The sequence below is a fragment of the Streptococcus sp. D7B5 genome, assembly GCF_029691405.1.
Lineage (GTDB): Bacteria > Bacillota > Bacilli > Lactobacillales > Streptococcaceae > Streptococcus.
In genome coordinates this window covers 1594531-1606912 of record NZ_CP121467.1, presented here as the reverse complement: position 1 = coordinate 1606912, position 12382 = coordinate 1594531, and the positions used below count along the sequence as shown (strand labels likewise).

Annotated in this window: 12 protein-coding genes; 4 read left to right on the top strand and 8 right to left on the bottom strand. The window is 39.8% G+C overall.

Translation table 11 applies throughout. From position 1 onward, the window contains the following. Positions 1 to 18: 18 nt before the first annotated feature. Positions 19 to 465 carry an arginine repressor gene (gene argR, locus P8P68_RS07810; protein ID WP_049500062.1) on the bottom strand — a complete coding sequence of 149 codons (447 nt, stop codon included), beginning with the start codon at positions 463 to 465 and terminating at the stop codon, positions 19 to 21. A gap of 154 nt (positions 466 to 619) precedes the next feature. Between argR and argS the strand changes: the two genes are divergently transcribed. From argS to P8P68_RS07795, 3 genes are all read left to right on the top strand, one after another. Next, entirely contained in the window at positions 620 to 2311 is a 1692-nt protein-coding gene (argS, locus tag P8P68_RS07805; protein ID WP_049500064.1) for an arginine--tRNA ligase, read from the top strand. A 254-nt stretch (positions 2312 to 2565) separates the two neighbouring features. Next, entirely contained in the window at positions 2566 to 2811 is a 246-nt protein-coding gene (locus P8P68_RS07800) for a hypothetical protein (RefSeq protein WP_000084865.1), read from the top strand. A gap of 198 nt (positions 2812 to 3009) precedes the next feature. Further along, positions 3010 to 4272, top strand: a complete 1263-nt coding sequence (locus P8P68_RS07795; protein ID WP_049550190.1) for an NRAMP family divalent metal transporter — start codon at positions 3010 to 3012, stop codon at positions 4270 to 4272. 81 nt (positions 4273 to 4353) lie between these two features. Here the strand turns inward: P8P68_RS07795 and nrdI are convergent, their stop codons facing one another. The 5 genes from nrdI to P8P68_RS07770 all read right to left on the bottom strand — a co-directional run bounded on the left by nrdI (position 4354) and on the right by P8P68_RS07770 (position 9053). Beyond that, positions 4354 to 4824 (bottom strand): class Ib ribonucleoside-diphosphate reductase assembly flavoprotein NrdI, encoded by a 471-nt coding sequence (gene nrdI / locus P8P68_RS07790; RefSeq protein WP_042903018.1) that lies wholly within the window; start codon positions 4822 to 4824, stop codon positions 4354 to 4356. Between the two features lie 76 nt (positions 4825 to 4900). After that, positions 4901 to 5434, bottom strand: a complete 534-nt coding sequence (locus P8P68_RS07785; RefSeq protein WP_000740039.1) for a hypothetical protein — start codon at positions 5432 to 5434, stop codon at positions 4901 to 4903. A gap of 58 nt (positions 5435 to 5492) precedes the next feature. Continuing rightward, on the bottom strand, positions 5493 to 6779 hold the full coding sequence (locus tag P8P68_RS07780; RefSeq protein ID WP_049519237.1) for a response regulator transcription factor: 1287 nt from the start codon (positions 6777 to 6779) through the stop codon (positions 5493 to 5495). An 11-nt stretch (positions 6780 to 6790) separates the two neighbouring features. Further along, positions 6791 to 8461, bottom strand: a complete 1671-nt coding sequence (locus P8P68_RS07775) for a sensor histidine kinase (protein WP_080978827.1) — start codon at positions 8459 to 8461, stop codon at positions 6791 to 6793. After that, positions 8439 to 9053 carry a DUF624 domain-containing protein gene (locus P8P68_RS07770; RefSeq protein ID WP_049519238.1) on the bottom strand — a complete coding sequence of 205 codons (615 nt, stop codon included), beginning with the start codon at positions 9051 to 9053 and terminating at the stop codon, positions 8439 to 8441. Before P8P68_RS07770 ends, P8P68_RS07775 begins: the two co-directional genes overlap by 23 nt. A gap of 133 nt (positions 9054 to 9186) precedes the next feature. On the opposite strand from P8P68_RS07770, the gene P8P68_RS07765 reads away from it, so the two are divergent. Continuing rightward, positions 9187 to 9756: an MptD family putative ECF transporter S component gene (locus tag P8P68_RS07765; protein WP_049519239.1), complete on the top strand. Its 570-nt coding sequence runs from the start codon at positions 9187 to 9189 to the stop codon at positions 9754 to 9756. A 174-nt stretch (positions 9757 to 9930) separates the two neighbouring features. Here P8P68_RS07765 and dltD read toward each other — a convergent pair whose 3' ends face one another. Beyond that, the gene (gene dltD, locus P8P68_RS07760; RefSeq protein WP_049519240.1) at positions 9931 to 11103 is read right to left on the bottom strand and encodes a D-alanyl-lipoteichoic acid biosynthesis protein DltD; all 1173 of its coding nucleotides are present in this window, start codon (positions 11101 to 11103) and stop codon (positions 9931 to 9933) included. Positions 11104 to 11150: 47 nt separating this feature from the next. After that, on the bottom strand, positions 11151 to 12305 hold the full coding sequence (dltB, locus tag P8P68_RS07755; protein ID WP_049477566.1) for a D-alanyl-lipoteichoic acid biosynthesis protein DltB: 1155 nt from the start codon (positions 12303 to 12305) through the stop codon (positions 11151 to 11153). Between the last annotated feature and the right edge of the window lie 77 nt (positions 12306 to 12382).

Here is a 12382-nt window from a genome sequence, read left to right as displayed (position 1 = left end):
AGAGCAACTCCCAAGACCTTATTTATCTTTCATCAAATCTAGCAAACGATCTTCCATCAGCTTGGCAACGTGCTGGTCTCGACAAATAACCAATAAGGTATTAGCACCAGCAACCGTTCCTAAAATCCATTCATCCTTGTTTGCATCTACAATGTTTGCTAAGACTGCAGCTTCCCCAAGTTTGGTATGCAGTACCAAGGTGAACTCTGCTCTTGCAACACCTTCTAAATGATGAGACAAAAACTCAACTAAATCAATCTTATCTGTCTCATTTGCTAGTACATAATACACCATATCATTTTTCTTAACCTTGGTCAAGCCGATTTCACGCAAATCACGCGACAAAGTCGTTTGTGTCACATAAACATTACGAGCTTCTAAACGATCTTGAATCTCTTTTTGTGTCCCAAGTTTTTCTTCAGCGATCATCTTTTTAATCAACTGATGCCGTTCTCTTTTTCTCATATTATCCTCTTAAGCGAATATTTATAACAAATTTTACATTTATTTTATAACTATATTATACCAAAAAAAATAGATAATTCAAAAAAATTCTTTTCTTTCTCAAAAAATGTAGTAAATTGTGTTAAAATAGTAAAAAAGCCCAAAAGGAGCCCTTATGAATACAAAAGAATTGATTGCTAGCGAGTTGGCTAGCGTCATTGATAGTCTGGACCAAGAGGCTATTTTAAATTTACTGGAAACACCTAAAAACTCAGAAATGGGAGACATCGCCTTCCCTGCCTTTTCTCTAGCAAAGGTCGAGCGTAAAGCTCCTCAAATGATTGCAACAGATATTGCTGAAAAAATCAATAGTCAAGCCTTTGAAAAGGTTGTTGCTACTGGACCTTACGTCAACTTTTTCCTTGATAAATCTGCTATTTCGGCTCAAGTATTACAGGATGTTATTACTGAGAAAGAGCACTATGCTGACCAAACCATTGGCAAGCAAGAAAATGTCGTTATTGATATGTCTAGTCCCAACATCGCAAAACCATTCTCTATTGGGCACTTGCGTTCAACAGTTATCGGAGATAGCTTGTCACATATTTTCCAAAAAATCGGCTATCAAACGGTCAAGGTCAATCATTTAGGAGACTGGGGCAAACAGTTTGGAATGTTGATCGTTGCCTACAAGAAATGGGGAAATGAGGAGGCCGTTAAAGCGCATCCAATCGATGAACTTCTTAAGCTCTACGTTCGCATCAATGCTGAAGCTGAAAAAGATCCTAGCTTGGACGAAGAAGCACGCGAATGGTTCCGTAAACTGGAAAATGGAGATGAGGAAGCCCTCGCTCTCTGGCAATGGTTCCGTGATGAAAGTTTAGTGGAATTCAACCGCCTTTACAATGAATTGCAAGTCGAATTTGACAGCTACAACGGAGAAGCCTTTTACAATGATAAGATGGATGCTGTTGTAGACATTCTCGCTGAAAAAGGACTTCTTGTTGAGTCAGAGGGAGCCCAAGTTGTCAATCTTGAGAAATATGGAATTGAACATCCAGCCCTTATCAAGAAATCTGATGGTGCAACTCTCTATATCACACGTGACTTGGCTGCAGCCCTCTACCGTAAAAACGAATACCAATTTGCAAAATCCATCTATGTTGTTGGTCAAGAGCAATCTGCCCACTTCAAACAACTCAAGGCAGTACTACAAGAGATGGGCTACGATTGGAGCCAAGACATTGTCCATGTTCCGTTTGGATTGGTAACAAAAGAAGGGAAAAAACTCTCTACTCGTAAAGGAAATGTCATCTTGCTAGAGCCTACTATTGCAGAGGCTGTTAGTCGTGCCAAGGCCCAAATCGAAGCGAAAAATCCTGAGTTAGAAAATAAAGACCAGGTTGCCCACGCTGTTGGAGTCGGGGCTATCAAGTTCTATGATCTTAAGACCGACCGTACAAATGGATATGACTTCGACCTTGAAGCTATGGTATCCTTTGAAGGGGAAACTGGACCTTACGTTCAATACGCCTACGCTCGTATCCAATCTATCTTGCGCAAAGCTGATTTCAAACCAGATACAGCTGGCAACTACAGCCTGAAGGATGCTGAAAGCTGGGAAATCATTAAACTACTCCAAGACTTCCCACGCATTATCAATCGTGCAGCAGATAATTTTGAACCTTCTATCATTGCGAAATTTGCGATTAGTTTGGCTCAAGCTTTTAACAAGTACTATGCACATACACGTATTCTAGATGAAAGTCCTGAGCGCGACAGCCGTCTGGCCCTCAGCTACGCAACCGCAGTCGTCCTCAAAGAAGCTCTTCGTTTGCTCGGAGTAGAAGCGCCAGAGAAGATGTAAATCGCCAAAGTTACTTGATTGCGGAGCAATCTAAGTAACTAACGCCAAATCCTATTCGGACTTTGGCTAGGCGCTTCACTAATTCACCTAACCAAATAATATCGATTTGGTTAGGCTCATGTCGTAATCTTTTAAATTACTTGAAAGCAATCCGAACGATTGAGCAAAATAACATTTATATTTTGTTCGGCATTGTAGCATTTCAATGAAACAATTTATTCACTTTTACTATTTATCACACTGGGAGATTCCTTATGAGCCAATATGCTTATATCCTCGTTGTACTTAGCTTGGTTTTCCTTTTTCTGCTCAATAAGTACGAGAAGGAAAGACTTCAAAGACTCTACCAAGAGCAACTCTTGAAGGACGAGACATTTAGGTCTGACATTAAAGAGAAAATTCACACGACTGAAAATATCAATGATGTCATTGCACATATCAATAAAACTTACCATCTGGGAATGTTGCTCTCAAAAGACGTTACAGATCAATTGAAATAATCAAAATCCGAGAAGCTTTCTTCTCGGATTTTTTAGTCTTAACCATATTCTCCTTGGAGAAATTTCATTAATGCATGTAAAGTTTTCTGTAATTTTCTGTATTTTTTCAAAATATTCTTGCATTTCCTTTACGTTTTTTGTAGAATAGTAGCTATCTATTCAGATTATTCTGAAAATTCAAAAATAGGAGTGTTTATTATGTCACAAGTTACGTTATCAAACCAGTCAACCTGGGCAAGCAAACTAAAGGCAATGGGGCCAGGAATCCTAATGGCTTCTGCAGCCGTTGGAGGTTCTCACATCGTATCCTCCACTCAAGCTGGTGGTTCTTATGGTTGGTCACTACTCCTCTTGGTTATCTTGGCCAATGTTTTTAAATATCCATTTTTCCGTTTTGGTGCCGAATATACTGCCGACACTGGCAAAACCTTGGTGGAAGGTTATGCCGAAAAAGGAAAACTCTATCTCTGGATTTTCTTTGTCCTCAACGTCTTCTCTGCCATGGTTAATACAGCTGGAGTCGCTATCCTTTGCTCAGCTATCATCGCTAGCGCTTTTCCAATGATTGGTCTTAGCATCACTCAATGGTCCCTTATCCTTGTTGCAGTCATTTGGGCCATGCTACTCTTTGGTGGCTACAAACTATTGGATGGTATGGCAAAATGGATCATGTCTGCTTTGACCATTGCAACAGTTCTTGCAGTTATTATTGCAGCAATTAAACATCCAGAATACAGCTCTGATTTTGTCGAAAAGACACCTTGGCAAATGGCGGCCCTCCCTTTCATCGTTTCCCTCTTAGGATGGATGCCTGCTCCTATTGAGATTTCTGCCATCAATTCACTCTGGTCTGCTGAAAAGAAAAAGACTGTCAACTTTAATACAGAGGACGCCCTTTTCGACTTTAACGTTGGTTACATTGGAACTGCTATCCTGGCTGTATTCTTCGTGGCACTTGGAGCACTGATTCAATATCCTACAGGACAAGCAGTTGAAGCCGCTTCAGCCAAATACATCTCTCAATTCGTGGGTATGTATGCCTCTGTTCTTGGAGAATGGTCCCGTTATTTGATCACCTTTATCGCCTTTCTTTGTATCTTTGGAACGGTCATCACCGTTATCGATGGCTACTCTCGTGTCAATCAGGAATCGCTGCGACTCTTAATTCGGCAAAAAGAGGATTCTCGCAAATCTTTGAACATCTGGATGACCCTCACAGCTATTATCGGTATCGTCATCATCAAGTTCTTTGCTGGTCAAGTTTCCACCATGCTTCGCTTTGCCATGATCGGTTCTTTCCTGACAACACCATTCTTCGCTCTTTTGAACTATGTATTAGTGACACGTGAGAATAAAAATCTTCCTTCCTGGCTAAAACTCCTTGCTATCGCAGGATTGATTTTCCTCTTTGGCTTTGCTATCTTCTTCATCTATGCACTTGCCATCGGAAAAGCAGGATAGTATATAAAATGGCACCCTTACGGGGTGCTTTTTGCATACACAAAAAGCAGTTGAAAATCTCAACTGCCCCTCAGTACTACTTTATTTTTCTGTTTCTAACTCATACAAGTCCGCGATAATCGCTGCGACTTTTTTAATATCTCCCAACATACCACGCATTTCAAAGTCTGCTAGGACCGGGAAGCCAAAGCGCTGGCTATACTGCTTGGCTGTCAGGCAGTATTGATTGTTAAAATTGCGATTACCAGATCCCACTACCCCAAAACACTTACTAGCATTGTCTCCATAAGCGATAAAGTCGCCCACTGGAGTCGTAAGAATCTCAACATCGCCGTTATCGACACCATTTCCACCTTCCAGATAGGTCGGCAAGAAAGCGACATAGGGATGCTCCATTTCAAAGAATTCTTGGCCTTCCTTGACCAAATCCTTGATATGGATTTTTTGGACCTCAATTTCTTCGTACTGAGACAAGAGATAGTCCTTGAGTCGGGTTACAAAACTCTCTGTATTCCCACTCAGACTGATATACACTAAGGATATTTTTTTCATGTTGACCTCGATTTTTTGTTTACGATTTAAAAAGAACTACCAAGATTGTAACTTGATAGTTCTTTTTTGTCAATACTTAGGCAACTTCTTCTGCTTCGACTTCTTCGGCCAAATCTTTTTGTTGGCGCCACATCTTGTAAAAGACTAAGGCTAAAAAGAGAACATTGATAATGATGAACAAAATATTCGTTCCTTGTGCCAATGCTCCCATTCCTAAGCCGAGAGTAGTATCTTTGATTAATTGAACCGCATCTTGAACGTTCATATAGCTATAAACCAAACCAACAATCGCTAGTAGAACATAGCCAATATAAGCATAGTTTGCGAATTGCACATTTTTACGTACTAGAAATACAAAGGCTACTACAACTAAAATTGCAGATAAAACAATCAACAACGTATTAAAAATAGAGTGCGATGACGCTGTTACTTGGTAAGTATAGTTGACTGTGTCTTCTAATTGCTGAGCAGTAAGCGTCCCGCTATTCGCCAGGCTAGCACGAAGCACATCTTTACTTGGCAATGGACTCAAGATTCCAAATAATGACATAGATGAAATGAGGGCTGATAAGACTAACAAAACCCAAAGATAAATAGGATTCTTTTTCATGTTTTCCTCCAAAAGATATTTTGAACATTATAGCATTTTTTGTACAGGAATACAACTTTTACAAGCTAGTTTCAACTTGTTTCCGATAAGCTTTCGGTGATTTTCCGCACAATTTACGGAAAACCTTATAGAAATATCCAACATTACTATAGCCAACTGCATAGCAAATATCTTCGATGCTATCACTGGTCGACAGTAAGAGTTGCTGCGCTGCCTTAATTCTCTGTTTATTGAGCAATTCCGCAAAGGTTGAGTTGGTTTCCCTCTTGATCAGCTGACCGAGATAGACAGGATTGATAAAGAGATCCTTGCTAATATCCTTAAGTGAGAGCTCTTTCTGATAATCACGCCCAATCACCTCCAGAACGCTCACCACATTTTCATTCATGCGATACTGGCCAAAGAACTTGGTCAAGGTTTCTTTGATATAGGCAACCAATTCTTCAAAGGTGTTAATGGCATGGATAGCTTTGACTATCTCGGTCATATCATCTGCTTTTAGGTGTTCAAACAAATGAAAGACATCCATGACAAACTGAGTGAAGAGCTGCTTCGTGATGGCCACGCGCGGGGTATTTTCCAAGACGACCTTCTCTAGCAGGGTTAATTCTTCGATGATTTGATTGATATTCCCTTGGATAATCACCCGATAAATCGGCTCGTAATAAGCAAACAAACTCTCGGATTTTTCTAGATTAACTGAACCGTAGAAGAGGGCTTTTTCAGCGTTGATCTTCCAATTCTCAAAGGACTGCTGGTAGGGTGCTTCAAATGGTGTCACGATGATGCCATCGAGCTGTTGATCAGAGATGAAAATCTGCCAGTCTTGCCCCAAAACATAGTAAGGAATTGTGAAAGAACCTTGTTTTTCCTTGGAAAGACCTATCCACCAGTTATCTTTACCTGCTAAGAAGTTGACAAAGCCTTCTTCATCCAATTCTTGGCTAAGAGTCTGGCTTTGCTCCACCTTTTCCTGAAGTTGGCTCGCAATTTTTTCTAATAAATTGCCCAACTCCACCTTGTCTACTGGCTTGACCAGATAATCCACGACACTAAGGTTCATGGCTTTTTTAACGTACTCAAACTCCTGATAACCAGACAGCAAGATATAATAGGTATCTGGAAGTAACTCTTTCATTTCCCTAATCATCTCAAGTCCGGTCTTATCTGGCATGTTGACATCGGAAATGACCACATCTACTGGATTTCCCTTGACGTAGTCCAAAGCATCATCTGCGTGATTAGCTGTTGCGACGACTTGCATATCCCATTTTTCAAAGGGGATTAATCGCTTGAGCCCCTCTGTCACCATGTACTCATCGTCTACTAATAAAACTTTATACATTTCTACCCTTTCTATTCATCCTGGATAGTGATATGGTAACGAACACCTTCTTGCTCAGCTGACTCTACACTGATTTGGTAGCGATCCCCAAAGTAGAGAACAAAGCGTTCGTGTACATTTACTATTCCAATTGATTGCCGCTCCCCACTATAGCTTGCCTCGTGTTCAAAACTTCGTTGAGTTAATTTTTCTTGCAAGCTAGCTAGTTTCTCAGCGGGCATTCCTCGACCATTATCTACTACTAGAATTTCAACGCATCCTTGGCCTTTCAAGGCTTTGATACTGATGACATTATCTGTTCTGCGATGATCAACACCATGGGCAAAGTAGTTTTCTACTAATGGTTGGAGTGTAAATTTTGGAATCCTCATTTCTTCCAATTCTGGTGCAATCTTGAAACCATAAGCAATGGATTTAGGATAACGCACCATACAGAGATAGCTATATTTTCGGCAAAATTCCAACTCTTGCTTCAACGTGGTTTCCCGCTCGTCGGAGATATTGTTGCGTAACAAGCTACTAAATTCATAGATAATATCTGCCAGTTCATCCTGACTTTGCATGACAGCATACATCCGTAAAAACTCCAGAGTATTGTACATAAAGTGAGGATTGATTTGAGCTTGCAGGGCTCGCATATTGGCATCTTTTTGACTGAGCTCTAGCTGATAGATATCATGGATATTTTTTTCCAGGCGATCCAACATATCATTGGTTGTTTCTGCAATGAGAAGCAACTCTTGGCCTTTTTCAGATGTATCGATTCGAAGGCCTTCTTCTCCTTGAGCAATCACCTCGATCGAATCTACTAGGTCTACGACCTGCTTTTGGTAATTTGAAAAAGTCTGTCTAAGAGTCACGTACAAAATGATGATAAAGAGAATACTTAGCCCAATAATGACAGCTGAACTCGTCAAAGTTCCTGTAAGAACAAAATTTTTAGGAACAGCAACTCGAACCTGATAACCGTGAGAGGTGACACCTACAAACCAGTTTTCTCGCTCAGCTGATACCTTCTCCCCAATATGGAACATCTCAGTCTCAAAAGGCGAAGTTACTGTTACAGCCATTGGGATATGGCCCCTTGTATTGTCAATAGCTCCATGTAAAACATCCGGGGATAGGGAGATATAGATCACTCCTAAATCCTTGTCAGACACAGGATCAGAAACAGGAATGGCAAAACTATTGGCTGTCGGCTTAAAACCCTCCGCAGGAACTTTCTCCCCACTGCGTTTTTCTCTAGTCGAAACATACACTTCCTTATAGTCCTGAAGAACAATAGCCACTCCAGTCACAAAATCATTCCGAACATAGAGATCATCAATATTTTCATACAGGGAAACCGAGATATAAGGCGAAGTTTTACGTTCTAATTGCCAATAGAAATAGTCTGGTGTGCTGAGACTGAAATACTTGTAAATTCCTTCGATGCGGGCCTGATTTTCAACCAAAGACTGAGCAAGTTGAGTTGACTCTCTGTGATAATATTCCACTTCACTCACTGTCCGAGTGGTCACACGTTCTGCAACCCGTTGGGCCTCTTTCTCACGCGAGTCCCAGTCAGCATACGATAGCATAATCGCAAAACTGGCAATGACCACGATCATAACCAAACTATAAATCCGTAAAAGAGAGTGAAGCCAAAACTGCTTCATTCTATTTTGTCGCCAATTTTTCATGGATACTTTCATAAATAGGTTCCAACATATCACTGATAAAGAAATGCCACATTCCAATTCCTACAAAAAAGAGCAAGGCAGGCATATAATAACCAACTCCTATAAGGAGAGCGGACCCGAGTAAAACCTTGGCAATCGCAGGTAAGCTCATAAAAATACCGATAAGGGACAGTTTCAAGGTATTTTGGTAGGACAAATCAAAGTACACCTGAAGTTTCAAGGAAACAGTATAGGCTAGAAAGACAAGAGCAACTACAAGGACGTTGAGAAAGGTCGCCAAAAGGTGGAAAATCGTCTGGTGGGGCAATTGAACTAGAAGATACAAACCATAAACTAGGACAAGATCCACAAACACGAAACTATAGAAAGCCAGATTACTCTTGACAAAATTGCTCTTATACAATTCCCAAGCTTCCTTCAAATGGTAGGCTCGATAGGTATAACCATGTTCCGCATACAAACTCATCAGGGTAGCACTAGCTGGGGCCAAACCAAAGATCACTCCTCCTGCTAGTGTTAATAGCCAGAAATAAGCCGTCGCAATCATTCCCAAAAAGATACGATTAAAGACGAATTCTAGAAACTTTCCCATGCTACTCTCCTTAAACTAACGATGTAACTATTATATCATATTTCAAGCGTTTTCAAAAATATAGAACTCCCATTTACAATCCTCAAAAAGCGTGATACAATTGGTTTTGTTAATTCGCATCAAGGAGATTCTCATGAAGAAAAATATCTTAACCACCCTCTTAGCTGTCGTCCTCTATTTCCTCTGTGTAGGGATTGGAGTCTTCCTAGGACACCTGGTCGACCAAACAGGCAATATGTTCTACGCACCTGCCTTTGCTGCCCTTGTCGGTGGCAGTGTCTACATGCTTCTTTTGACGAAGGTCCCTCGTTTTGGCGCTATCACCACTCTAGGACTTTTTATGGCACTTTTCTTCCTAGCGAGCAAACATGGCGCTGGTGCCTTTCTCCCAGGACTCGCCTGTGGTCTTGCAGCAGATGCCATCGCTCGTCTCGGAAACTACAGAGATCGAATCAAAAACACCCTCTCCTTCCTCGTCTTTGCTTTTAGCACAAGTGGCCCTATCTTCCTCATGTGGATCCGTCCCAAAGCTTACGTGGCCACCTTACTTGCACGTGGGAAATCCCAAGAATACATTGACCGTATCATGGTCGCTCCAGAGTTGGACAAAATCCTTCTCTTTGTTTCGAGCATCCTCGTAGGTGCCTTGATTGGGGCTTTGGTTGGGCAATTTCTAAGTCAAAAAATAGCTGATAAACTATAAGATAAAAGCCCTGAAGACTAGCTATGCCTAGTTCCAGGGCCTTTTTGTATACAATCTTAGAATTCACTATAGATAAATTCTTGAATATTCGAAAAATCGGTCACAAAACAGTAAATCACGATGCTCAAGATAACCGTATAGAAAAAAAGTGTCCACAAGATTAATCGATGAGTGTTAGTTAGCTTGGTTTGCAAATTTGTAAAGTTCTTTTTCAACTTCCATCCATCCTTTCACTCCAACGTGCATCACGTCAAATAAAAAGTAATCATCATACTCTCTGTTTCCATAGTTTAATACGGTTGCACCATGGCTTTTTGCGACATCTTCTATTTTTTTATAAGTTTTTTCTCGCATCTCTCTTGAGACACCAGTGTAGTCGTTCCATTTCCCGTTTACTGGGAAAATAATAACCTCAACTTCAATGCCCAATTCTTTAGCAACCGTCAAGAAAAGTTCCATATCTGAATATTCAGGTGACTCTAGGTAGCTCAAATCTTTATTGGAATCTTTTAGCGATGCATAGCGATCTTTTAAGTAAGTATTGTAGTAGTTATTATCAACAGCATAGTCATTATTGTCTGTTTTCCTTTTGACCTCTTCCACAAACTGAGCCGTCATCTTTTCCCAATCATAGTCTGGGGTTTTGTCTCCTAGTGAAGGATAATCTGATTTCTCATGATTTTCATAAAATTTTCGTTTGAGCTTAAAGGAATACATCGCGTTATCTAACTCTAATAGTTTTTTATCAACAATGGTTCCTTTTCCATCTATGAAATAACTTTTATATTTTTTGTAGATGTCGTTTTGTTGCTTGTTTCCTTTGGTAATCTCGATAATGCGATTGATTAGTTTTTCTTTCGTTTCTTTACTAATCTTGTCATTATCTAGCATGTGAAAAATATGTTCCTGAGAAGCCTTGTTCAAAAAGGCATCTTGATGGGTCCCATCTTTTTCAAACCACTGAACCGACTCTACTATAGCTACTTTTCGCTTACTCATTGATCCTTCAATAGAGCCCAAGGTCGTAGCCTGAATGATGTTTTGAGAATAACTAGTCCCAATCTGCATGATATTAAAATCGTTGTAGTTAAAAATTTTATTTGGATGATAGTCTTCATTTATCGTCGCAACCAACTCTGAGGAACCCATTAGAACCAGTGTATTGGGGGTGATATTGCTTGTTAGAATATCTCTACTTTTATACTTTTCATACGAGGTGTTATAACGAATACTGTTATCCTTGACTTTATAATAATCATCAATCTTCTTGACATACGTCACATTTAAAAGGGCAAGCGTCGCAATTACGAGCACAAGCGATAGTAAAAATGCTTTTAATTTAATCATCTCGTTTTATCCTATCCCTTCGATCTGTCCGATTTCTTCTCAATCTCTTATCTCTTTAAAGTCGTCAGTAAGATTTTATAGGGTTCACCCGAAAAGATAAAGAAACCAATCATAACCAAATTCATGGTCACAAACCAACTTAGTAGCTTATACCAGTTTTTGTTTTTATTTTTCTTATAAAAATTGCTTTTCTTTTGATACACTTCAAATCCAGCCATCAAGACACCATGATAAAAACCATAGACAATGTAACTAACACTAAGACCATGCCAAAAACCCATGACTAACATATTAATTATATAGGCATAGGTTGCATTGTGTAGTCTATTTTTAAACCATTTTTTCCTGATAACCTGCATCAATACTCTTGAAAATACAAAATCTCTCAACCAGGTCGACAAGGTGATATGCCATCTGGTCCAGAAATCTTTGATATCGACACTCAAGAAAGGTTTGTTAAAGTTCATCGGTGTCTGAATACCTAGAATGTTACTACTTCCAACGGCCATTAGACTGTAGCCTGCAAAGTCAAAGAACAGATACAAGGTATAGAGGTACATATACTTGATTGAATAAACGACTGTGCCAGTATTATTTAGAGCGAGTAACATCTGGTAAACATAGGTTGATAAAACAATCTTGTAAAGGAGGCCTAGAACGATACGATACACACCGTCCCCTGCTAACTCTAGATACTCTTTTCGGGGCATGACCTCGTTTATCTCTTTTAAAAATCTCCTACTCCGATCAATCGGACCAGCACTAACTGTTGGGAAAAAGAGCAAAAACTGTAGATAATCTTTTACAGTGATTTTTTCTTTGATTAAGCCATCCGATATCTCTAACATGATCTGAATGGTCTTAAAGGACATGTAAGAAATTCCAATAAAGGCCAACAAATGCAGAGAAGTCAGGGCAAAGACTTTATTGATCACCAAAGGAAGAATGGAAAGGAAAACCAGTGGTTTCAGCCACTTTGCCTCTATCCGCTGCGCTAGAAAAACCAGAAAATACTGGTAAACGATAAAGGCGAGTAAATAGACAATCATCGCTCGGCTCTTACCATAGATAGCTCCTGCAAATAAGAGGGAGAGCGCCAAAATATAGTAGTCTTTACGTTTTTCAAAAAAGTTTACCACAAAACCAATCAGTAAAACTACAAACAAGAGAAGGAAAAACTCATTCCCCTCGAAATAATTCATACCAGACAAACTCCTTTACATTATCATCTCTTCTACAGCAAACTTTTTGATTTGCTAATTGAGGACCTTTATTTATT